18 protein-coding genes are annotated in these 23,333 nt (G+C 65.1%); 7 read left to right on the top strand and 11 right to left on the bottom strand.

Features of this window, described 5'->3' with window-relative positions:
- The first annotated feature begins 94 nt into the window (after positions 1 to 94).
- On the top strand, positions 95 to 3,214 hold the full coding sequence (locus tag ACXJL8_RS01375; RefSeq protein ID WP_456619705.1) for a DEAD/DEAH box helicase: 3,120 nt from the start codon (positions 95 to 97) through the stop codon (positions 3,212 to 3,214).
- Positions 3,215 to 3,236: 22 nt separating this feature from the next.
- Here the strand turns inward: ACXJL8_RS01375 and ACXJL8_RS01370 are convergent, their stop codons facing one another.
- Positions 3,237 to 4,385: an amidohydrolase gene (locus tag ACXJL8_RS01370; protein ID WP_456619704.1), complete on the bottom strand. Its 1,149-nt coding sequence runs from the start codon at positions 4,383 to 4,385 to the stop codon at positions 3,237 to 3,239.
- Between the two features lie 273 nt (positions 4,386 to 4,658).
- Positions 4,659 to 5,747: a mandelate racemase/muconate lactonizing enzyme family protein gene (locus ACXJL8_RS01365; RefSeq protein ID WP_456684503.1), complete on the bottom strand. Its 1,089-nt coding sequence runs from the start codon at positions 5,745 to 5,747 to the stop codon at positions 4,659 to 4,661.
- A gap of 182 nt (positions 5,748 to 5,929) precedes the next feature.
- Here ACXJL8_RS01365 and ACXJL8_RS01360 point away from each other — a divergent pair, with 182 nt between their 5' ends.
- Positions 5,930 to 6,193, top strand: coding sequence for a hypothetical protein (locus ACXJL8_RS01360; protein WP_456619702.1), 264 nt, complete (start codon positions 5,930 to 5,932; stop codon positions 6,191 to 6,193).
- Positions 6,194 to 6,461: 268 nt separating this feature from the next.
- Here the strand turns inward: ACXJL8_RS01360 and ACXJL8_RS01355 are convergent, their stop codons facing one another.
- From ACXJL8_RS01355 to ACXJL8_RS01345, 3 genes are all read right to left on the bottom strand, one after another.
- Positions 6,462 to 7,655, bottom strand: coding sequence for a M20/M25/M40 family metallo-hydrolase (locus ACXJL8_RS01355; protein WP_456684502.1), 1,194 nt, complete (start codon positions 7,653 to 7,655; stop codon positions 6,462 to 6,464).
- A gap of 402 nt (positions 7,656 to 8,057) precedes the next feature.
- Complete coding sequence (locus tag ACXJL8_RS01350; RefSeq protein WP_456619700.1) at positions 8,058 to 8,822, bottom strand: outer membrane protein; 765 nt, start codon at positions 8,820 to 8,822, stop codon at positions 8,058 to 8,060.
- A gap of 325 nt (positions 8,823 to 9,147) precedes the next feature.
- Positions 9,148 to 10,392 (bottom strand): MFS transporter, encoded by a 1,245-nt coding sequence (locus ACXJL8_RS01345; RefSeq protein ID WP_456684501.1) that lies wholly within the window; start codon positions 10,390 to 10,392, stop codon positions 9,148 to 9,150.
- Between the two features lie 233 nt (positions 10,393 to 10,625).
- Between ACXJL8_RS01345 and xylB the strand changes: the two genes are divergently transcribed.
- From xylB to ACXJL8_RS01320, 5 genes are all read left to right on the top strand, one after another.
- A complete protein-coding gene (gene xylB, locus ACXJL8_RS01340) occupies positions 10,626 to 12,071 on the top strand; it encodes a xylulokinase (protein WP_456619698.1) in 1,446 nt (481 codons plus the stop codon).
- A 231-nt stretch (positions 12,072 to 12,302) separates the two neighbouring features.
- A complete protein-coding gene (locus tag ACXJL8_RS01335; protein ID WP_456619697.1) occupies positions 12,303 to 13,823 on the top strand; it encodes a sugar ABC transporter ATP-binding protein in 1,521 nt (506 codons plus the stop codon).
- Positions 13,816 to 14,856, top strand: coding sequence for an ABC transporter permease subunit (locus ACXJL8_RS01330; protein WP_456619696.1), 1,041 nt, complete (start codon positions 13,816 to 13,818; stop codon positions 14,854 to 14,856). Before ACXJL8_RS01335 ends, ACXJL8_RS01330 begins: the two co-directional genes overlap by 8 nt.
- A 66-nt stretch (positions 14,857 to 14,922) precedes the next feature.
- On the top strand, positions 14,923 to 15,870 hold the full coding sequence (locus ACXJL8_RS01325) for an ABC transporter substrate-binding protein (protein ID WP_456619695.1): 948 nt from the start codon (positions 14,923 to 14,925) through the stop codon (positions 15,868 to 15,870).
- A 144-nt stretch (positions 15,871 to 16,014) separates the two neighbouring features.
- The gene (locus ACXJL8_RS01320; RefSeq protein WP_456619694.1) at positions 16,015 to 16,344 is read left to right on the top strand and encodes a hypothetical protein; all 330 of its coding nucleotides are present in this window, start codon (positions 16,015 to 16,017) and stop codon (positions 16,342 to 16,344) included.
- Between the two features lie 171 nt (positions 16,345 to 16,515).
- Here the strand turns inward: ACXJL8_RS01320 and ACXJL8_RS01315 are convergent, their stop codons facing one another.
- From ACXJL8_RS01315 to ACXJL8_RS01290, 6 genes are all read right to left on the bottom strand, one after another.
- Positions 16,516 to 16,842, bottom strand: a complete 327-nt coding sequence (locus ACXJL8_RS01315) for a BA14K family protein (protein WP_456619693.1) — start codon at positions 16,840 to 16,842, stop codon at positions 16,516 to 16,518.
- Between the two features lie 291 nt (positions 16,843 to 17,133).
- Positions 17,134 to 17,601 (bottom strand): hypothetical protein, encoded by a 468-nt coding sequence (locus tag ACXJL8_RS01310; protein ID WP_456619692.1) that lies wholly within the window; start codon positions 17,599 to 17,601, stop codon positions 17,134 to 17,136.
- Positions 17,598 to 18,941 carry a hypothetical protein gene (locus ACXJL8_RS01305; RefSeq protein ID WP_456684500.1) on the bottom strand — a complete coding sequence of 448 codons (1,344 nt, stop codon included), beginning with the start codon at positions 18,939 to 18,941 and terminating at the stop codon, positions 17,598 to 17,600. The genes ACXJL8_RS01310 and ACXJL8_RS01305 overlap by 4 nt, the downstream gene beginning before the upstream one ends.
- Positions 18,938 to 20,932, bottom strand: a complete 1,995-nt coding sequence (locus ACXJL8_RS01300; RefSeq protein WP_456619690.1) for a hypothetical protein — start codon at positions 20,930 to 20,932, stop codon at positions 18,938 to 18,940. The genes ACXJL8_RS01305 and ACXJL8_RS01300 overlap by 4 nt, the downstream gene beginning before the upstream one ends.
- 11 nt (positions 20,933 to 20,943) lie before the next feature.
- Complete coding sequence (locus tag ACXJL8_RS01295; RefSeq protein ID WP_456619689.1) at positions 20,944 to 21,948, bottom strand: hypothetical protein; 1,005 nt, start codon at positions 21,946 to 21,948, stop codon at positions 20,944 to 20,946.
- A 433-nt stretch (positions 21,949 to 22,381) separates the two neighbouring features.
- Complete coding sequence (locus ACXJL8_RS01290) at positions 22,382 to 23,287, bottom strand: LysR family transcriptional regulator (protein ID WP_456684499.1); 906 nt, start codon at positions 23,285 to 23,287, stop codon at positions 22,382 to 22,384.
- Positions 23,288 to 23,333 lie beyond the last annotated feature (46 nt).

The following is a 23,333-nucleotide window of genomic DNA, read 5'->3' as shown; positions in this document are numbered from 1 at the left end:
GACTGCTCCGACCAGGACTGTTCCGACCAGGACTTCGCCAAAGACGAGCAAGGCGTCGCAACGCGCCACGATCTCGTCGTCATCGCCCCTTGGCATGATGGCGCTTCATCTGCTGGAACAATGGAAGCAGTCCGCCCGCAGCGGCCTGGTGTTCCTCGCCGAGAATGAGAACAGGGCGGAGCGGCTCGGCAGCATCATTCATGCGCTCGACCCGTCCTGCGAGGTCCTGGTGTTTCCGCGATTGAACACCCTGCCGTTCGATCAATTGGAGCCATCGCGCGAAATCGCCGGACGTCGCGCCTCGGTCCTCAGGCGTCTCGCGAAATCCAGAAGGCCGATCTTTCTCGTCTCGACCGCGGAGGCCGTGATGGAGCGCCTGCCGCCGCCGGCGAGCCTGTCGCGTCTGAATATGAGCTTGAAGGTCGGCGGCGCGTTCTCCGAGCGGGACCTTCAGGCGCGTCTCGAAGCCCTGGGATATGATCTCGACGACGAGCCGGGCTATCCGGGCGGCGTCCTGTTTCATGGCCAGACGTTCGAGATATTTCCCGCCGGCGCGCTTGGTCCGTTCCGGATCGAGCATTCGGGCCGTGCAATACGCCGGATCGTGGCGTTCGACCCGAAAGAGCACGACATCATCTTCGAGACCAGGGAGCTTCTCGTCGATCCGATGTCGGAGCGGCTCGCCTTCGCCGGCAAGCGCGGCAAGCGCGCGACGCTGTTCGACTATTGCGGGCGCGCCAAATGGATCGCCGATGCCGGGGTGGCGTTGCACGCCGACGGCTGGCTGAGCACGATCGAGGAGGCGGCGGGCCGCGCCGACCGAGAGCGCGAATATCTGGGACGGCGCGATTGGAAGCAGGCGACCAGGGGCATGAAAGTGATGCCGCGGACGGCTCCCTTCCAGCCCACGCCGGAGTTTTCGAAGCTGACGGCCTCCAGAAAAGCCCTGCGTGCCTTCGTCGAGGAGACGCGGCGAGCCGGTTCGCGACTGATCCTCGTCGCCTCGCAGGAGGAGGATCTGCGTGCGATGGAGCGGATGAGCGGCGTCAAGGCGGAGCGTCTCGCGGATTGGGACGAGGTGACGAGCGGACGCAATCGCGATGCGGCGATCCTGGCCGATCTCGACGCGGGTTTTGTCGTGCCCGGGAAGAAGGCTCTTGTCGTCGTGACGGCTTCCGACGTGCTCGGCAGCCGGGCTCACCATCCGCAGCCGATGGCCAGGGCCTGGAGCACGCCGTTCGATCATGCCGACGTGCCGGAACAGGGCACGGCGGTCGTTCATCTCCAGCGCGGCCTCGCCGTGCTCGATGGCTTGCAGACCGTGAACACGGGCGGCGGCGCGTTGCGGGAGATGATCCGGCTTGCGTTCGCGGGAGACAATGCGGTTCTCGTGCCGCCGCCTGATCTGGCGTTGATGTGGCCTTATGCGGACGAACCCGGCAAGCTGGCGCTCGACAAGGCGGATGGAAGCACGTGGTGGGCCCGCCGCACCGAGGCCGAGCGGGAGATCCAGGTCGCCGGCAAGGTGCTCGCCAAGCACATCAGCCAGCGCCGCCGCCGGCGGGCCGCGAAGCTGGTTCCACCGGGGTCGGTCTACGAGAAATTCGTGGCGCGCTTCCCGTTTTTCACCACGACCGATCAGGCCAAGGCCGTCCGGGATGTCCTGGATGATCTTGCCTCCGGCCATCCGATGGACCGGGTGATCTGTGGCGACGTGGGATTCGGCAAGACCGAGGTGGCGCTGCGGGCGGCGGCCGCCGTGGCGCTGTCGGGAAAGCAGGTGGTGATCGCGGTGCCGACGACCGTCCTGGCACGACAGCACGTCGCGACCTTCCGCAAGCGTTTCGCCCCGTTCGACATCGAGGTCGGGAGCCTGTCGCGGGCCGCATCGGGCGCGGAGATGCGCGAGACGAAGGAGGGCTTGCGAAGCGGCCGGATGAAAGTCGTGGTCGGAACGCAGGCGCTTGCTTCGAAGGACGTCAAGTTCGCCGATCTCGGCCTCGTCATCATCGACGAGGAGCAGCATTTTGGTGCAGCCGAGAAGGCCAAGCTCTCCGGATTGGCCAAGGGCGTCCACACGCTTTGGATGAGCGCCACGCCGATTCCGCGGACCCTGGCCGCAGGTCTTGCCGGCTTCAGGGACCTCAGCATCATCGCCTCGCCGCCGGTTCATCGGCTTCCGGTCGCAACCAAGATCGCTCCGTTGTCGGATGCGGCCATCGCCTCGGCGTTGCTGCGGGAGCAAAGGCGCCACGGGCAGAGCTTCCTGGTCTGTCCGCGCATCCAGGATCTGGATCCCTTGTTGGCACGCGTGCAGGCGGTGGCGCCGGATCTGCGCATCGTCTGTCTCCATGGCAAATTGCCTGCCGACGAGATCGACGACCGGATGATGAGCTTCGTCGAGGGCGAGGCCGATGTTCTGCTCGCGACCAACATCGTCGAGAGCGGTCTCGACATCCCGCGTGCGAATACGATCGTGGTCTGCTGGCCCGAAAAGTTCGGTCTTGCCCAACTTCACCAGCTCCGCGGGCGGGTCGGGCGCAGCGGAATACGCGCCTTCGCATATCTGCTGACCGAGTCGCTCGCCGAGCAGTCCGAGAAGCGGCTGGCTGTTCTGGAAGAGTTCAGCCGGCCGGGCGCGGGCTTTGCCATCAGCGAACGCGATCTCGATCTCAGGGGTGCGGGGGACCTGTTTTCGGAGCAGCAATCCGGCCATATCCAGGTCTTCGGGCCCGTGCTCTACAGCCATCTCCTGAAAATGGCCTCGGAGAAGGCCGATGACGGCAGGGCGGCGGTGTGGGTGCCCGACCTCAATCTGCCGGTCGCGGACATGCTTCCGCAAACCTACGTGCAGTCGGAGCCGGTGCGGCTCGAACTCTATGCCCGCGCCGCGAGGTGTCGCAGCGAGGATGATCTCGATGATCTGGAGGAGGAAACCTCCCGCCGTTTCGGGCCGCTGCCGCCGATGGCCCGCGACTTCTTCGCCGCGGCCAGACTGAGACTCGATTGCAAGCGGAGAGGCATCATCCGCCTGGACGTCGGGCCCGGGGCGGTGGCTGCGACCTTCCTGCCGGGACGATTGCGGAAATCCAAGGGAAAATCCGCGGGACGATCGCTGCAACGCGACGGCGATCGTGTCGTCTATCACAGTCAGACCCGGGATGCGCCGTTCGACAGCGTCGAAGAGTTGTTCGATCTTCTCGACGATTCCTGATGGCGGCGGCCGGTCTGTTTCGCTAGTTCGCGCTCAACGCCGTCTTGGCGACCTCGGCCATCCAGCGCGATGCCACCGGCAGGATCGCATCGTTGAAATCGTAGCGCGGGCCGTGCAGCTCGGCGCCGTCGCGCAATTCCCCGTTGCCGATCCAGACGAAGGCGCCCGGTCGCTGCTGGAGGTAATGGGCGAAATCCTCGCCGGCCATGCTGGGCGCGAGGTCGCGCCGCACCGGCGCCTGCACTTTCTCCGCAGCCATGCGCGCGAGGCCCGCCTCGGCCGGCGTGTTGATCACCACGCCCACGCCCATCACGATCTCGGGCGTGACCTTGACGCCAAAGCTCGTCGCAATGCCGGCGCAGGTCCGCTCGATTCCGTCGAGGATGGTGTCTTTGATTGCGTCGCGATGAAACCGCAGCGTGCCGCGGATGACGACCTTGCCTGCGATCTGGTTCGGCGCCGTGCCGCCTTCGATCGTGCACAGCGACAGAACCGCGGTGTCGAGCGGATCGACGCTGCGCGACACGATCGATTGCAGCGCGACGATCAAATGGCCCGCCGCCATCACCGGATCGCGGGTCAGATGCGGCATGCCGGCATGTCCGGCATGGCCGTCGATGGTGATGGTGACGCGCCCGCCCGAGGCCATGACGACGCCGTCATGCACCGCGATGCTGCCGGCTTCCAGTCCCGGCCAGTTGTGAAAGCCGAACACCCGATCCATCGGGAAGCGGTCGAACAGCCCGGCCGCGACCATCGCGCGCGAGCCGCCATAACCTTCCTCGGCCGGCTGGAAGATGAAGTCGACGGTGCCGCTCCAGCTGGTGTCCTCCACCAGCAGCGCCGCCGCGCCGAGCAGCGAGGCGGTATGCCCGTCATGTCCGCAGGCATGCATCACGCCGGGATGGCGCGAGGCATAGGTGAGGCCGGTATCCTCGGTGATGGGCAGCGCGTCCATGTCGGCGCGCAGGCCGACGCGGCCTTGCGCGGATCCGCGCGTCAGCGTCGCGACGATGCCGTGCCCGCCGATGCCGGCCTCGAAGGGAATGCCGAGCTCGGTGAGTCTTTCCTGAACGAAGGCGGCGGTGGCCTTTTCCTGAAGGGAGAGCTCGGGATGCGCATGCAGATGCCGGCGCCACGCGGTCAGTTTCTGGTGCAGTTCGGGTGTCAAGGCGGGGTCTTTCGGATGATGACGGCTGCCGCCACCATAGCGGATTATCCGGCGGCTGCATCAAGCGCCTTGGAATGCCTCGCGTGCAGCAACGCTGTCTGCCTTGGTAGCAGCTAGGTGCGACTCTACGCGAGGTGAGCTCCCTCTCCCGCTTGCGGGAGAGGGGTGGGGAGAGGGTGTCTCCGCGGAGAGACTCCCGGCGTGGAAAGAACCCTCTCCCGGCGCTTCGCGCCGACCTCTCCCGCAAGCGGGAGAGGTTAAGGGCAGCGCGCTCTACGGCGCCAGCTTCGCCAGCCCGTCCCAGTCAAAGTTGATGCCGTGGCCCGGGCGGTCCGGCGCCAGCGCCTTGCCGTTCTCGAGCACAAGCGGGTGCTCGATATAGGTGTCGAGCCCGAAGCCGTGCGCCTCGAGATAGGAGCGGTTTTGGCAGGCCGCGAGCAGGTGCACGGTGATGTCGTGCGCGCCGTGGCTGGTGACGGGGAGGTTGAAGGCTTCCGCAAGCCGCGCGATCTTCATGAAGGCGGTGACGCCGCCGCAATTGGTGACGTCGGGCTCGGGATAGGACACCGCGCCCGCAACGATGTAGTTCTTGAACTCCCACAGCGAGCGCAGATTCTCGCCCGCCGCGATCGGCACGCCGCCGGCCTGCATGATGCGGGCATGGCCCGCGACATCGTCGGGAATGATCGGCTCTTCCAGCCAGGTGAGATCGAACGGTTGAAGCGCKCGGGCGGCGCGGATGGCGTCCTCGACCGTCCACTTCATGTTGGCGTCCGCCATCAGCGGAAAACCCTCGCCGAGATGCTGTCGCATCGCCGCGACACGGGCGACGTCGGATTTGAGATCGGGCCGGCCGACCTTCATCTTGATGGCGCGAAAGCCCTTGGCGAGATTGCCGTCGGTCTGCTTGAGCAACGCCTCGACGGAGAGATCGAGATCGATGCCGCCCGCATAGCACGGCACGCGCGCGTCGAACCCGCCGAGCAGCCGGAACAGCGGCAGGCTGGCGCGCCGTGCCTTCAGGTCCCACAGCGCGATGTCGAGCGCGGAGAGCGCCAGCACGGCCGCGCCGCCGCGCCCGCCATAGTGCAGGCCCCACCAGACATGATGCCAGATCGCTTCGGTGTCGTCCGCCTCGCGTCCTTCGACGAGTGCGGGGATCTCGCGCTTGAGGATGTCGGCCGTCGCGCCGCCATTGCGGCCGAYGGTGTAGGTATAGCCCACGCCTTCCGCGCCATCGGCATCGTGCACCCGGCAGGTGATCAGCTCGAACGCCGCGATCTCGCCATGGGTGCTGTCGGAGAGCGTGACCGGGAGGGGAATCCGGTAGAGTGCGGACTCGATCGTTGCGATGCGCGGCATGCGGCCTCCCAGCTTTTTCTTTGCAGGCTAGGCCGACAGGCCGCGCCATGCAATGCAGTCGTGGCCAAAATCCGGGCGCATCTTGCGAGAACCCTCGGAGCGCAGCGGGTTGATGTAGATCAACGGAGTCCATCGCCAGGGTGGAGACATGCCGTACACCTTTCGATCAGAAGGAGCACCCAATGTGGATCCTGATGTATGTCTTCTCCTACTCAGTCAGTCCGGCCGCCACAAATGACAGGGCGGAATGGAGACTGCTTCCGACCGTAGTGTTCCAGGAGTTCTCCAACGAAGAGCGATGCAAGGCGGCCAAGTTGAAACTCGAGGACAGCTTGAAGGACGCTGGCGCCAGAATGAGAAGCGGTCTGGAAGATCTGAAGGCTCTGGGCAAGGCCGACCCGGCGCAGATCATCATCGCCTTCAATGTGGAATGCGTCCCGAAATAGGTCGCATGTCAACTGACGGACCTGCTGCACACACAAGCCTGAGCCGGCTACTGCGACGCCGCGAATTGTCCTCGGCAAGCTGCTGACCCTGGGCTAGCCTGCGCTCGATCATGCCTATGACGGTCGACACGTCTTCAAATGCGCGCGAATGCGCCTGTCCCTGTAGGCGGGTGATGTCGAACACCAGAATATCGGCCCGCGCCGTTCGCCCTTGTAAGGCTCTTCCTCCGGATTGACGGCGGCTGCGACAAAGTGCGTTGGCATCACATTACCGCATCGTCGCAAGCTGTACGGCCAGCGCGCAGGCGCGGTCGTATTCGTCGAGATTGATCCATTCGTCGATGGTGTGCGCCTCGTTCTGGCCGGCGCCGAACGTCACGGTCGGCACGCCGTGGCGGACCATCCAGTTGGCATCGAGGCCGCCATTGGCGGTGCGGACATTCGGGGTGCCGCCGACCGCGGACACGGCCTCGACCGCGCGCTTGATGACGGGCTGGCTGTCCTTCATGCGGAACGGAAAATAGTCGGTCTCGGCCTTGAACTTGACCTTGCCGGACTTGCCTTGCGCATTCGTCACCTTCTTGGCCGCCTTCTCGAACGCGGCCTTGTAGGCTTTCGTGATCTCCTTGAAGAACTTTCCGTCGTGGCTGCGGCTTTCGCCGCGCACATGGACGTAGTCGGTGACGACGTTGGTGGCATCGCCCGCGGGGCGGCCTTCGCCGCCGGTGACGGGGCCGATATTGCTCGTCCCTTGCTGCTTGCCCTTCACCACCTTGCCGAACCAGCCGCCGGCCTTCGCGTCTGCAAGGGCGAGCGCCATGATCATGGTCGAGGAGATGCCGCGCTCCGGCGCGACGCCGGCATGCGAGGCGCGGCCGAAGATCTCGACGGTCCAGCGGTCGGCCCCGACCGCGCCGATGATCACGTTGGAGGCCGAGCCGCCGTCATAGTTGAACGCCATCGCCGGCGAGCCGAGCTCGTCGAGCTTGACGTGGCGCGCGCCATAGAGCCCGCTCTCCTCGCGCACGCAGAACAGAAGCGTGATCGGCGGATGATCGAGCTTCTGCTTTTCGAGTTCGGCGGCCAGCGTCACCAGCACGCCGCAGCCGCAGCGATTGTCGCCGCCGAGCGCGGTCTTGGCGTCGTTGACGATCTTGCGTCCCTTGAGCTTCGGCTTGGCGCCGGCGCACAGCGGCACGGTGTCCATGTGGGTCATGAACATGATGCGCGGCTGGTTGTGCAGCGCGCCGCGGCCGGGCAGGTCGACGATGAGGTTGCCGGTTTCGGTCGGCACCGGAATGCGGGTGTTGGCGTCGTCGAGCCGGATCGCCTTCGCCGGCACGCCGCTCTGCTTCAGCGCGGCGGTGAGCTCCCGCCCGATCGCCGCCTCCTGTCCGGTGACGCCCTCGACGGAGAGGAAGCGCATGAGGCGATCGGTGGCGGCTTTGGTGTCGACAGGCATGAGGTATTCCTTTGACGAACGGCGAGGCTGAGGGTTTGCCGTGAGCGAGGCGGGACGAAGCAGTCAGGCCTACTCTAGCGTCGGCCTCGGCGACGCATAGACCAAAAAGATCAGCGTTCCCGCCAGAAGCATTGCTGCCATGCGGACAGTCCGGTGAATTTGGGGCGGGGCAGGGCGGCGAGCGGATTCCGGGCAAGGACCTTGTGCAGGGAGCAGGGCCTATCGCGAGCGGATCAAGGGCGGTGCCGGGACGGCCGCATCAAAGCCACAGAGGCTGCTTGGGGTCGTTCGTGTCGGCGATCAGCGCCTTTGGTGGATGATCACCGCAATTCAGCACTGCGGCCGCAACCACGGACTCGGCGCGTCGAGCCCGACGCGCCGCCGATGCGTTCGGCAAATCAATCAGTATCGCGCGACGAGCGGGGCGAGCGCGGTATTGAAGCGCCAATTCACGCCGAGCATAACGGTTTGCATGTTCTGCCGGACGCTGGCCGGAAAGAAGGGAGCGCCGGCACATAGGGGATTGCCGGAGCAGTTCAGGGTGTAGCCGTTCGTTCCAAAGTCGAAATAATTGTATTCGGCCTTCAACGACAGGTTTGGCAGCAGCGCATATTCGAGGCCGGCACCGACGACGAATCCCGTCACATCGCGCGAACCCTTGAAATCAATCGTCGTGGCGGCGAAGTCGGTCTGCGTCATCTGATGGTTGAAGCGGGCGAAGGCGGCGCCGCCCTTGGCGTAGAACAGTACGCGATCGAACGCGTAGCCGACGCGGCCCGTCGCGGTGGCGACGCGATCGAGCTGGGTCGTCAGCAGGAAGCCGAAGCCACCGCCCGGAAGCAGTGTCGTGCTGGTGTCCTTCATGTCAGCCCAATCGAACTGGCCTTCGACGCCGACCACGAGGGAGCCGACCTGATAGTCGCAGCCGCCCTGCACGCCAGCGAGCCAGCCGCTGCTGTGATTGGCGGTGAATGCTTGCCCGACGATGGGCTGCTGCTCGTTGACCCCGCGGCCGCCGCCGCCATTGCCGCCGACATAGCAACCGGTCCAGGAGAAGGCCGGGGCCGCAGGTGCGGCCTTGTACGGCATCGGCACGTCCGCCGCCATCGCCGAGGCAAACGTCGAGACTGCCAGCGCAATGGCGCCGAAAAGGGTTTTGGTGGTCATGGGGAGAATCTTCCTTCAACTAACGGCAAAGGCGCCTGAAGCGTATCGTGCGAGTCGGCATCGCACAGGCCAGCGACTTCATCTGATGAGTCGTGCGACTTCGCGATCTGGTCACAGTAGCTGGCGGGTCACTCGGCGGCTGTACCCACCGGGCCACAGTGGAAATAACGGCCACTGCAGGTTGCGACTTTTCACTGAGGCTGGCGCGACAGGGAAAATCGGGAATTTCGGTGACAGTGCGCTGAACGTCGCCGGCTGACTGCACGCGACGTAATCGGCAGGAAAATGAAACATCCCTTGCGGCACGCTGTTGTACGAGGCTGCTTCACGCGGTCCGCGTATACGCCAGGAAGATCAGTGTGCCGGAAAGGAGCGCCGCCGCCATGAACAGCAGCACTGCCGGCAGCCCCGCGAGCGCCGCCACCGCGCCGGTGATCGACTGCATCAGGGCCGCGCCGAGGAAGAAGGCGAGGTTGATCGCGGCGAGCGCCTTGCCCGCAACTTGCGCGTCGACCAGCTGCCGCGACATGCCGAACAGCAGCGGCTGCGCGGAGGTCGCAAGCCCAATCAGCACGAACAGCACCAGATCGTATTGCGGCGGCATCACGGCGACGCCGAACAGCGCGGAGACGGCGTAGTGCGGCGCGCCCAGCGCCATCAGCGCGAGCAGCAGCGCCCCGACCAGATGCGTGCCCGCCACCAGCTCGCGGCGGTGGCCAAGCCTGCGATCGATCATGCCGATGCAAAGGGGACCCGCGATCATCGCAAGCGTGAACGCGCCAAGCTGGTTGCCGGCCTCGACCCGCGACAGTCCCTTGACCTGCATCAGCCACGGTCCGCCCCACMGGCCCCGCAGCACCAGCGTGGTCGCCAGCGACACCAGCGCCAGCGCGATCAGGCCGCGCAGCGGCCGCGACAGGCCGAGCCGCAGCACCTCGATCATCTGCGACAGCGGCGAGGAGGCGTCCTTGTGCTCGGCCGGCTGCTTCGGCACCAGCGCGAACACGGCGAGCGCGACCACAAGGCCGCCGAGGGCCGAGATCCGGAATCCGGCGCGCCAGCCATAATGATCGACCACGAAGGCGAGCGGGCTCGACGACAACAGCATGCCGATATTACCGATTGACAGGATCGCGCCCGACCACAGCCCGAAGCGCGCCGCCGACAATTGCTTGGCCGCCAGCGTCATCGGGCACATCAGCATGCCCGAGGTGGCAACTCCCAGCAGCAACTGCCCGACCGCAAAGCTCTCCGGCCCGGTCGCAAATCCCGAGGCGATCGCGCCGAACACGGTCCCGCCGAGCAGGCCGAGCGACACCGGGCGCACGCCGAACCGATCCATCGCCGCGCCGACCGGGATCTGCGCAGCGGCAAAGGCGAAGGGATAGACCGAGGTGAGGCTCGCCAGCGCCTGCGGCTCGATGCGGAAATCCGCCGCCATCAGATCGAGGCTGATGGCCGGAATGGTGCGCAGCAATGTCGACAGCATGTGGCCGCAGGCGAGCGCGACCAGCGCAAAGATCAGCGCACGCGTGCCATCTCCCGCGTCGTTGGTGCCAGCGGTCCCCATCAGCGTCCCGTCCCGATCAGCTTTTGAGGTGGCGTTACACGATCGGGGAGGCCGTGCCAATGGCGGGGGAGGCGGCGACAGCGCACGCAGGCCGGCCTTGCAAATTTGGGATGATGGTGGCGAGCCTACGCAGCGATGGTGCGGGCTGTTCCGTGATCGAGCTCCACGGCAGACGGCTTGAAATCATCGCTCCCTGTCCGCAATGTCGCCGGCGCGCAAAGGCGAGTGGCATCATGTATCTCGGCATCGATCTCGGCACGTCGGCCGTCAAAACCGTTCTCGTCGACGACGCGCAGCGCGTGGTGGCGAGCCGCAGCCGGCCGCTGACGGTCAGCACGCCGCGTCCCGGCCATTGCGAACAGGACCCGGCGCAGTGGATCGAGGCGACATTTGCGGCGCTGGACGCGCTGAAGGCCGATCACGCGCGCGAGCTGGCCGCGGTCGAGGGCATCGGCCTGTCGGGCCAGATGCACGGCGCAACGCTGCTCGATGCCGGTCTCACGCCGCTCCGGCCMTGCATTCTCTGGAATGACGGACGGTCTGTCGCGGAATGCGCCGAGCTGGAGCAGCGCTGGCCCGCATTGCGGGCGACGACCGGCAACAAGGCGATGCCGGGATTCACGGCACCGAAACTGGTGTGGGTTGCGAGGCACGAGCCGGAGATCTTCGCGGCGACAAGACTCGTGCTGCTGCCCAAGGCCTATCTGCGCCTGGTGCTGACCGGCGAGGCGATCGAGGATGTCTCGGACGCCTCGGGATCGCTGTGGCTCGATGTGGCGCGCCGCGACTGGTCGGATGAGGGGCTCGCCGCGACCGCGCTGTCGCGCCGGCAGATGCCGCGTCTGGTCGAGGGCTGCGCCCCAGCGGCGCGGCTGCGCAGYGAGCTGGCGCAGCGCTGGGGCATGGCCAGGCGGCCGATGATCGCCGGCGGCGCCGGCGACAATCCGGCGGGCGCCGTCGGCATCGGCGCCATCAACCCCGGCGCGGCCTTCATTTCGCTCGGAACCTCCGGCGCGCTGCTGGTGCCGACCCGGACGATCGCGGCCAATCCGGAGCGGGTCGTGCACACCTTCTGCCACGCCGTCCCCGGCCGGTGGATTCAGGCCGGCGCGATTCTCTCGGCGGCATCGTGCCTGGCCTGGATCGCGCGGCTGTTGGGGGCGTCCGAGGCCGAGCTGCTGGCGCCGCTCGGGTTGCGCCCGCAGGCGCCGTCGCCCGTCAGCTTCCTGCCGTACCTCTCCGGCGAGCGCACCCCGCACGATGACCCGGATGTGCGCGGCATGCTCGATGGGCTCGGTCACGCCACCGATCGTGACGCGATCGTGCAAGCCGTGCTCGAAGGCGTTGCCTTCGCGCTTGCGGATTGCCGGGACGTGCTGGCCGAGACCGGACTGGCGATCGCGGAGGCGGATGTCATCGGCGGCGGCTCGCGGTCGCGGTTCTGGCTGTCGGTGCTGGCCAATGTCCTGAACATCCCGGTGCATCGCTTTGCCGATGGCGAAACCGGCGCTGCGTTCGGCGCGGCGCGTCTCGGGCGCCTCGCGGTCACCGGGGAGGCGATCGACGCCGTCTGCACCGCGCCGCAGCGCGTCGAGACGTTCGAGCCCGAGCCCGCGCTTGCGCAAGCCTATGCCGCGCGGCTTCCGGAATGGCGCCGTCTGTACCGGCCGCGGCGCTGACCGCGATCCGATCCGGCGCAAGGATGGTGCGCGATGATGTGGCGAAGAAAAGGCATCGCGTCCGAACATCGGTTCCGTCCCAAAAAGATAAATCCGCTCCCGGCGGTTCGCGAGCGCGCGGGAGGGATTGCCCTGCGCCGCAGCCTTTTGTTTAATGCGCGCATTCGCGCCAGGGACCAAACGAGACGCGGATGAGATGCGATGCCGCCGTCGGCGCGTCGGGGAGGTGTGATGAGCGAGCCCATCCTCGAGATGCGCCGGGTCTCCAAATCGTTCTTCAGCATCAAGGCGCTGCGCGACGTCGACCTCACCGTCTATCCGGGCGAGATCCACGCCTTGATGGGCGAGAACGGCGCCGGCAAATCCACGCTGATGAAGATCCTGTCGGGTGCCTACCGGCCCGATCCGGGCAGCGAGATCCGCATCGACGGCCAGCCGGTGCAGATCAACGGCCCGCTCGGCGGCCGCGCGGCCGGCATCGCCATCATCTATCAGGAACTTTCGCTCGCGCCCAATCTGAGCGTCGCCGAGAATATCTATCTCGGCCGCGAGCTCTCCCGCGGCGGATTGCTGGCGCGCGAGGCGATGCAGGCCGGCGTCGGACCGATCCTGGCGCGGCTCGGCGCGGATTTCACGCCGCAGACCCTGGTCGCCAATCTCTCGATGGGTCAGCGCCAGCTGGTCGAGATCGCCCGTGCGCTGCACGCCCGCTCGAAGATCCTGATCATGGACGAGCCGACCACGGCGCTGTCGGCCGGCGAGAGCGAAAGGCTGTTCGCCCTGATCCGCCAGCTGCGCGCCGAAGGTCTTGCCATCATCTACATCTCGCATCGCATGGACGAGGTCTATGCGCTCGGCGACCGCGTCACGGTGCTGCGCGACGGTACGCTGGTCGGTTCGCTCGACAAGCCCGAGATCCGCGCCGACGCCATCGTGCGGATGATGGTGGGACGCGACGTCTCGTCCTTCTACAAGAAGGACCATGATCCGCAGGCACGGCCGGGCGCGCCCGTGCTCGCCGCCGTCGACATCGCCGACGGGCGGCGGGTCAAGGGCTGTTCGCTGACGGTGCATGCGGGCGAGGTCGTCGGCCTTGCCGGCCTGGTCGGCGCCGGCCGCACCGAGCTTGCGCATCTCATCATCGGCGCCGCGCCCATGATCTCGGGCCATGTCGAGATCGAGGGCCGCGCGGTCTCGATCCGCACGCCCGGCGAGGCGCTGGATGCGGGCATTGCCTATCTCACCGAGGACAGGAAGGCGCTCGGCCTGTTCCTCGACATGTCCTGCCTCGACAACATCAATCTCGCGGTGCTCGGCCGCGACGCGAAGTTCGGCGGCATCCTCGACCGCGACAAGGCCCGCGACCGCGCCAAGCGTGCGTTCACGGGGCTCGGCATCCGCGCCGCGAATGTCGGCGTTCCCGCCGGCGGGCTCTCGGGCGGCAACCAGCAGAAGGTGCTGCTGTCGCGGCTGCTGGCGATCGGCCCGAAGATCCTCATCCTCGACGAGCCGACGCGCGGCGTCGACGTCGGCGCCAAATCCGAGATCTATTCGATCATCGACAACCTCGCGAAGTCAGGAACCGCGGTTCTCGTCATCTCGTCCGACCTGCCCGAGATCATCGGCATCTGCGACCGCGTCATCGTGATGCGCGCGGGGCACATTGCCGGCCAGATGCGGAGGGGTGCGGCGCCGCTCAGCCAGGAGGAGATCATGGCCCTTGCCACCGGAACGGAGCAGCTCGATGCCTGAGAACGGCGCTTCCGCCAAGGCCGCCCCGGCCGCGCCCGGGCTGGCCGCCGCACAGGAGACCAAGCGGCAACGCACGCGGATGATCATTCGCGCGGTCGGCATGCTGCCGGTGTTGCTGCTCCTGTGCATCGGCTTTCATGTGCTGTCGGACGGCCGCTTCTTCACCGGCCAGAACATCGGCATCGTGGTGCAGCAGTCCGCGGTCAACACCGTGCTGGCCGCGGGCATGACCTTCGTCATCCTCACCGGCGGCATCGACCTCTCGGTCGGCTCCATCCTGGCGGCGTCGGCGATGGCCGGGCTGATCATTTCCAAATTCCCCGATTTCGGATGGCTCTGGCTGCCGGCCGCGGTGCTCACCGGCGCCGTGTTCGGCATCCTCAATGGCGGCCTGATCGCGCTGTTGCGGCTGCCGCCCTTCATCGTCACGCTGGGATCGTTGACCGCCGTGCGCGGCGCGGCGCGCCTGCTCGGCGCCGACACCACGGTGTTCAATCCGTCGATCCCCTATGCCTTCATCGGCAACGGCGCCCTGACGCTCATTCCCGGCGTCGTGTCGATACCCTGGCTCTGGGTGATCGCGCTATTGGTCATCCTGGTGTCGTGGCTGGTGCTGAAGCGCACCGTGCTCGGGGTGCACATCTATGCGGTCGGCGGCAACGAGAGCGCCGCGCGGCTCGCCGGCATCAAGGTCTGGGCCGTGCTGATCTTCGTCTATGGCGTCTCCGGCCTGCTCGCGGGCCTCGGCGGCGCCATGCAGGCGGCGCGTCTCTACGCCGCCAACGGCCTCCAGCTCGGCCAGTCCTACGAGCTCGACGCCATCACCGCCGTGATCCTCGGCGGCACCTCCTTCGTCGGCGGCATCGGCTCGATCTGGGGCACGCTGGTCGGCGCGCTGATCATCGCGGTGTTGTCGAACGGCCTGATCCTGATCGGCGTGTCCGACGTCTGGCAATATGTGATCAAGGGCCTGGTGATCATCGGCGCGGTGGCGCTGGACCGCTATCGGCTGCAGGGCTCGGCGCGCACGTAAAACCATAGATCCGTCACGACAACTGGTCGTCGTGTCGGAGCTTCAAACAGACCAGGGAGGAAGCCAATGTTGAAGACGATCTCGTTTGCCGGCGCCGCCATGGCGCTCGTCCTGAGCGCCGCGCCGTCCTGCGCCAAGGAGCTCAAGTCGATCGGCATTTCGCTGGGCTCGCTCGGCAATCCGTTCTTCGTCGCGTTGTCGAAGGGCGCCGAGTTCGAGGCCAGGAAGACCAACCCCAACGTCAAGATCACCACGGTCGGCTTCGAATACGACCTCGGCAAGCAGGTCACCCAGATCGACAATTTCATCGCCGCCGGCGTCGACCTGATCCTGCTCAATCCCGGCGATCCCAAGGCGGTTGGCCCTGCGATCAAGAAGGCGCAGGCCGCCGGCATCGTCGTCGTGGCCGTCGACACCGCGGCCGAAGGCGCCGACGCCACGGTCACCACCAACAACGTCCAGGCCGGCGAGATCTCCTGCCAGTACATCGTCGACAAGCTCGGGGGCAAAGGCGATGTCATCATCGAGAACGGCCCGCATGTCTCCGCGGTGATCGACCGCGTCGTCGGCTGCAAGAACGTGCTCGGCAAGAACCCCGGCATCAAGGTGCTGTCCAACGACCAGGACGGCAAGGGCTCGCGCGAAGGCGGCCTGACGGTGGCGCAGGGCTATCTGACCCGCTTTGCCAAGATCGACGCCATCTTCGCCATCAACGATCCGCAGGCGATCGGCACCGACCTTGCGGCGCGCCAGCAGCAGCGCACCGGCATCGTGATCACCGCGGTCGACGGCGCGCCCGACATCGAAGCCGCGCTCAAGGATCCGCAGTCGCAGCAGATCCAGGCTTCCGCCTCGCAGGACCCGTTCTTCATGGCCCGCCGCGCCGTGCAGGTCGGCGTCGGCATCCTCAACGGCCAGAAGCCCGGGTCCACCGTCGAGCTGCTGCCGTCGAAACTCGTGACGCGCGACAATGTCGGGGAGTACAAGGGGTGGACCTCGGACCGCTCGCAGTAGCGGCGACAGCGTGAGTGACGGCCGGCGCCGACCACGGCGCCGGCCGCGCCGCGTTCGCTCGCAACGTCTGCGCGCCTCCGCGCCTATGACGTTGCCGGGGTCAGGAACGCGCGACGGAGATCGGACAAGGGGGGAGGCTGACGAATGGTCCGCATCGCAGTGATCGTATTGGGCGTGCTTCTGTCTTCTGGGGCAAATGCACAGACCCTGAGACTGAAGAGTTATCTGCATCCGGAAAATGAAAGGCTACGGATTCTGAATGACATCTATCTGGCGGGCGCGATGGACGCACTGCTGGCCTACAACATCGCGGCCCCCGTCAAGCTGTTTTGCAAGGAAGGCGGGTTTGTCAGCCACGAGGAGGCGGCTCATTTGCTTTCGGACTGGGCCGAGAAGCARACGACTTATCCGGACGACACCATCATCGTCATGCCGCTGCTGCAGCTTCTGAAGAAGGCCTATCCGTGTCACTAGCCGCGATCCGCGTCATCGGACCAAGGCTGACCGTCGCGCACCGGTTAGCCGCAACCAGCAACATATCCGGGAAGATTCGAGACGCCATCTCGGCGGCGTCTCGAATCCAACCGGACCTGCGGGCCATCCACTCGGAAATGTCCGCTTGATCCGGTGATTTGCGGCCTTGCCTTAGTTGCAAGGATGGCGGCTTCCGTCGTCACCGAGGTAGGTGCCCGTTGCCGGATCGTAGGATCGATAACGCTCCGCGCAGGAACGTGACATCGCGCTGTCCATGCGAGCGCGAGCGTTGTCGAAACCTTGCACAGGAGCTGCGCCATCCGGCAATTCGAGGCCCATCCGACCCGCCGGCGTCAGTGTGCCATTCAGGTTGCGATTGGGATTCTCGGCCTCGTAAGTATCCGGGTGGCTGCTCGCAAAGCCGGATTGCGCGTAGGCGGCGCTTGCGGTCAGGCCCGACAACAAGGCCACGGCAGCGAGAAGTTTAAGTCCGGTCATAGTCGATCTCCATCATGAGCCGGCGCATCGGCTGCCGGTGCGGTTGGATGTGGATCGACATCGCGCGCTGAACAAGCTCGCCGTGATGCCATACTCGCGATCTGGCGCATCTTGTCGTTCAAATACAGAAAGCGTCGTTTGTTTTCGGAACGCGAACAACGTTCCACCGCCGCCAGGCGCGAAGTGACCGCGGAGACAGCGCGGCAGCGGCGGTTAAATGCACCGCGATTCTGGCCTGCAACATCGCGACCCCCGTCAAGAAGATGTGACAGACGGCGAACGCCGTGCAACTCATCCTGCGGGCGAGGGTGGTTTCACGGTGAAGCCGAGAACATGGGTTGTCAGCTCTTCCTTCTCCTCGTCGCTCAGGCGAGACTCGCAAGTAAGGACCAATTGCGTCATACCGTCTGGATCCAGCCGGAAGAAATGCCGCTGCCAAAGGGTGACGTCGGAAGTGGCCAGGAAAGTCACCTCCAACGCAGCGCCTTGAACGCCATCGGCAAACGTCACGTCCGGCAAGACCGTTTGCTTAATTCCTGGGACGGCCTGCTTGGTTTGCTCCAGGAAGTCCATCGCGGCGGCGTTTGCTGTTTCCTTGTTCGTGGGAGATCTGCTGACCACGACATTGGTACGCGGTGCAGGTTGAAGCGGCGCGCCTTGCAGGTCTATCGAAGTTTCGACAGGTTCGATCGCGGTGAGCTGCCAGCGAAGTTCCCATCCGCGCTCTTGAAAGTACGGGAGCCTGGGAGGTTCGATCATTTGCGTGTCTCCGGCGGTATGGCGATCCCCTTGCCCCGCTTCATTAGCTCAATCCCCTCGGGGCATTCCAGAGGACCGATGATGGGAAGGCCGGTAATTCGATCGGCAAGCAGACTGCGTACGGCCTTCCTGACGTCCTCAGGCACCAGCAACACATCCGCTTCGCCCGTTGCGACGGCAAAGATCYGATCCGCCAACCTGTTCACCCAGGCTTGACCCAAAGGCTCGCTGTGCCGCAACACATCGAGCGTCTGCTGAGCGAGCACCACGGCCGAGATTCTGGTTTGCTCGCCGCTCCAATTCGCTCGCACCCGCAGCGAGGCGGCGACGAGCGCTGCGCGAATGTGGGCACTGAGAGCGTCCTCGGCCTGTGCAGTTCTGCCGGGCGGTTTCAAAGGCCCGGGCASCACGAGAATCTTTCCATGGCCCAGTGCCTCGCCGGGTTCGGCTGAGCGCTCGGACGCGAGGATCGCCTCGCAGAATAGCACAGCGTCGATGAGCACATATCCTTCTGACAGGAGCGGCCGCACGACCTCGACGACCCGCAGAATCGTGGGTATGCGTCTCAGGGCCTTTCGTGCGTAATCCGGTTGCACAGCCTCTGGATCGAGCAACCGCGACAGCAGAACCTTGCCATCGAGCAACTGCGGTCCGATCCTCATGTAGGCCGCTCTTGTCACCCGTCCAACCGCTGCCGCGTCGCTGTCGATCGGATCGGGCTCAATCGGTCCGCGTATCTTGCGCAGCCTTAGACGAAAGCGCGAAGGAGCCAGCTCCGCGTCGGCTGTGAGGGCCGGCACCGGCACTTCAAAGCCAAGCAGATCGGCCGCCATTTCCGCGCCATTCTTCACCGCAGTGAGAAGCTGTTCGTGCGGCAGGTCGACCTCTCCATGTATGAAGCCGAGAGTGGGGGGATGGAGTTCGGCGGCCTCCCAAAGCAGGCCGTCCTCCGAAGGCTGGGTGTCATCAAGGTCGATCAGCTCGCTCAGCGTCAATCCGGCATCGGCGGCCTGGCGCAACGCCGGGCGGTAAGGCACGCCGCATTCGGCGAGGGCCGGCTCAAGGAGAAGCCAACGGTGACGAAAAAGCGCGGCTGCAGCCGCTTCAGCGTCGGCAAGCGGGTCGGGCGCGCCCGGCGACCAGCGTTGCGCCGCAACCGGCCGGCTCTGGTTGGCGATCACGACGTGCCGTTCGTCCCGCGAGGTCTCGCGAAACGAGAGCGTTGGCCTGTCAATGCAGAGATCCTCGGCCAATTCGGCAGCGTACTGATCGAGGCGGGCTCTGAAAGCCGGCGCTTCGGCTGACGGACCATGTACGTCGATCTGCGGTCTGGCCGTCATGCCGCGACTTCTTCCTCGGTGAGAACCGGCATTTTCAATAGTAGCGGATCCTGCGCGATCAGGATTCTCAGCCACGGTCGGATTCGTTGATGCTTGACGACAATCGCCCTTTCGACGGCACTGTAAGTGCTGTGTTGGGTCGCTTCGCGGACGCCCTGCTCAGCTGCGACCGTTCCGGCAGGACGGATGGTTCCCGAAAACGAGTCCGGTGTCGGGCCGAGTTCGTTCCGCTTCTTGATTGCCGTGATGATATCTTCCGAAAGCTCGTTTGGCACGACTAGCATTTGGTCCGTGCCCGTACAGGCGAGCAGCCTGTCCTCCGCCTGGGGAAGGACGTCATCCAGTTGCATGTGAGCGTGTTTCGCCCCCCACAGCAGGGGGCGCACGGCGGGATCGAGACGATACCTGCCTGCCGCTTCGATAACTGTAGTGCCTTGCGTCTCGATTGAATTGACGGCTTTGCGAAGAGCCTCCCTGGCTCGGAGGCTGGTCTGCTCGGAGAGCAACAGTCTTACCAGAGGCATCCAACTTGTCTCTTTGAAGTCCTCTACGCCGAGGTCAGAGGCCATGTCGGGCTCGACCAGCTTGTGCAGATGAAATCTGAGGGCTTCGTCGAGTTGGTCAGCGACGTCTTTCGTGGATGCGACGACGAAGGTGCCGATCGGCTGCCCATCGATCAGTACCCGCATCGGGCCGTCCGTCTTACGCCACTGCCCGCCCGGAAGTCGGAATCTGTAGCGTCGCCACCAGCGCGAGCGTAGTTCTGCGATCGTGCCACGTGTCTCGGCCGCGGCTCCCTCGCCGCTGATGGCGCTGGCGATTTCATCCGGCTTGTCACCCAGCAATTCGGTCGGAATATCGAGCACGAATCGGCGCAAGCGAGGTCGTGGAGAGATCATCGCGTCAGACGAATACACCGGTCGCAGGCGTGCGGCGTCAACTTCGCTCAAGAAGGCGTCCAGCAGGTTCAGCGGACCGCGCCGAGACTTGCTAAAGACATGGAATGCGTCCACACGCCTTGCTTCCGGAAGCCACCCCTTGGCGATATCGGCCTCGCGGGCATCGCTGGTTTTCCTTGCGACCTCGAAAGCCTCTACGGCGCGCGGCGGAGCGTCGGGGCGGATCTCGGCCTTTACCAGCCGTACTCGCCCTAACCAATAGGCGAGACGGGCTCGCGCGTCGCGTGCCGCCTGCTCTTGTCCGTTTCGTGCGATTTCCTTCTGGTCCGGCTCGCCTGGGGCCAGTCCCTTCTCGAGAAGGCGCTCCGCCGCGATGATGAACGCATCTCGCCCAGGTTCGGTCGGCTGGATGCCGAGCGCGACGACCGCTGCCTGAATGGCGGCGTAGGACGTTTCCTCGGGCGAACGGGCAGCGATCGCGAGCCATTGCATGAGCGCCGGCAGGGCTTGGTCAAAACGTCGCTCGCGGCAGAGCTGCTCGTGACGTTCCAGTTGCAGATAGCTCTCAAGGGGAAAAGCTTCGACTGCCCTTGCACCGAAGTCTTCTTTGCAGATATCCGGCCAGCACTCCACCGCATTGAGACCTGCGAGATGCGCCTGTTTGTGCAGGAATGTTCCGCCAAGTGCGAGGAGCAGTCGATAGTGTCGGCCCTCGCCCGCGGTTATTCCCGGCTGGGCTTCACGTTTGGCGATGGCGCGGAGTGCAGCCGCCATGGTGGACGCCGCGCCGTGATGATCGCCCGCCGCGGCGAGCGACTGCGCCCGGAGCGCATGTGCGAGAGGTGAACCAGCCGGAGGATGGTCGCTTCCGGACGTGGCCGCGGCGACGATACCCTTCGGGTCGGCTACATAGTGGCGTATGGCGGCGAAGATCGCGGCGGCCCGGAAAGGGCTCAATGCCTCTTCCCTGCCGAGATGGCTGGCGATCGTCGCCCGTTCCAGCCGGCGGTGCTGGGCGGTACGCATCTGCGCAAGCAAGCCGATGTCGCGCGTGCCGGCTTGCGTCGGGGATTGGTGATCTGTCTTACCCATAGGGCCCCACGTCAGATGTCCTCTTCACCCGGATCCGGCTTTGGTTGTTTCGGATTTAGTTGCTGGACCGATTCCGGACGCTTCTGCACGGGGGTTCCGGAGTTCAGCGGTGCGAAATCCCTCGGCAAGGCCGACGCACGCGCGGCGGCAGCGACCGCATGCGTGGACAGCAGCGACGGCCAACGCTCGGCTGCCCACGCGTTGGCGATCGGCCACCAGATTGGCTTATCGGGGCTGACGATCTTGTCGCGTAGCCGGGTGGCAATGCCGGGCTTGTCGCGGAAGAATACCGCGTTCAGCACCGCCAGCTCGTGCGAGAGCAACTCCGAATAAGCGAGCAGCGCCTCCGCCGCGCCGCTGACATTGGGCAATGCGTCCTGTAGCCAGATACGCCATTTCTCGTACGCTTCCGTCAGCTCGGGCTGTTCGTTGCGGTTCGGGAGATATTCCAGAAAGGTTCCGTAGAGACCGACGGGATCCGCGGCTGGGGGCTTTGCCTCGTAGAGGAGTTGCTTTTCCACGCCTTTACGGATCAGCATCAGCAACTCGGTCTCGGGAAGATTGCTGACGAAGGCGTTGTACAGCCGGCGGAGTGTCTCGCCCGACTCGTGATGCGGCAGCAGATAGGTGTTGCTTCCCCGGAACTGGAAACGGTCGAAGAGGACGACGAGGCGTGCGAACGGGGCAAAGGTTAGATTTGCCGTCTCGATACTCAGGTCGTCCAACCGGCGCGATAGCCCGGTTTCGTCGTGATAGTTGATGAAGCAATGTGCCTCGATCATTCGCGTATAGCTGAGAAGCAGAGTGGCAAGCGTGCCAGACGCGTTGGCGAGCGCCCAATAATGCGTCGTTGCGAGTCCCGCGACGCTTTGAGTTGTCGTCTCGACGAAAGTTCGTCTTACGGTCCAGGTGGCGTTGAGCTGTTCATATGCCTTGATTGCGAGCCATTGCGCGATGAGAACGGCCGCGATGATGGCGACCCAACCCCATCGACCGCTCAGAAGCAGGTCGATCAAGCTGGTGGACTGCTTCGCTGCCTCCGGGACGGAAGGGGCGGCGCCACCTATGCTTGCGACTAAGCTCGGCATCAGAAACTCGACATGGGTCGAGAGCCGCTAAGCAGCCCGACGTCTTCCCCCGCCATCTGGAAACATATCGGAAAATCTCGGAAATCTCCAGTAGGCGTTTGCTAAAATTTCCTCCTGAGATTGAAGAGATCATTTGGCTGTCGTCGGGCCAGTTCGCGGGGTGGCTTGGCAAGTTTGTTGCCGCGACTTCGCGAGCATCGATTTCGCGGATAAGAGTTCTGGCTCGCGAGCAAGCTGGGGTCGCTCAGCCATCGGTCAGCGTTGCGTTGGTCCTTAGCTTAAAGAGCCACGGGGCAAAAAACGCCTCGAAAAACCAACGAGCCAATGGCTTCATCGACATAGGAGCAGCAGGAAACGCGCGTTAGGGCGGGGGTCGTCGCTTGGCCGTCTCCCGGACCAGATCGATAAAGTTCTTGAGTGCGGCCGACTGATTGCTCCGCCGCCATGCCAAGCCGAGGAAGGCTTTGGGCACGGGATTCTTCAAGCGTCGGTACACCACGCCGGTCATACGTGCGCTTTGCATTGTTGATGGTACGAGAGCAATGCCGAGCCCAGCCGCGACAAGGCCAAGGGTCGAGGTGATGCGCGGCGCCGGCTGGCCGAGGCGCGGAACAAAGCCAGCTGCCCGGCAGGCGGCGATGGTCTCGTCATGCAACCCAGTCCCTGGCGGTCCGATCATGATAAACGGATCGTCCGYGAGGCACTTCAGCTGGGCGGGCTTCGACCGTGCTTTGGCGAGTGAGTGACGGGCAGGAAGTGCCACCACCAATGGTTCCTCCTGAAGCGGCACGACGACGATCCCCTCCGCGTGGACATTCCGTGCGCGCACGAAAGCGACATCCATCTGGTCGCGTTCAAAATCAAGGACAATCTCATTGCTGAGCCCTTCCTGCAGCGTCAGAGAGACGAGCGGAAAAGCTTCACGGAAGGACCGGATTGCGATGGGGACGAGCGGATTGAAGGGGGCCGTCGGGGCAACACCAACGACAAGCTTTCCTTGCTCGCCGCGAGCGGTCCGCAGAGTCGTTTCGATCGCGCGATCGAGCTGGGACAATATTGCTTTTGCTTCATGAAACAGGGCCTGCCCCGCGCTGGTTAGATCAACGCCCCGAGGCAGCCGTCGGAAAAGCTGAACATTCAGCTCGCGCTCCATCAGGCTTATCTGACGGCTCAGTGGAGGCTGTTGCATGTCGAGCCGCTCTGCCGCCCGCGTGATGTGCCCTTCCTCTGCAACCGCGATGAAATAGCGAAGACGTCGCAGGTCCATTGCCATACCCAAAAAGTATCACAATCGCTTCAAGCATATCATATCC

The sequence above is a fragment of the Bradyrhizobium sp. P5_C11_2 genome (assembly GCF_054049755.1).
This window is presented reverse-complemented; position numbering and strand designations above follow the sequence as displayed.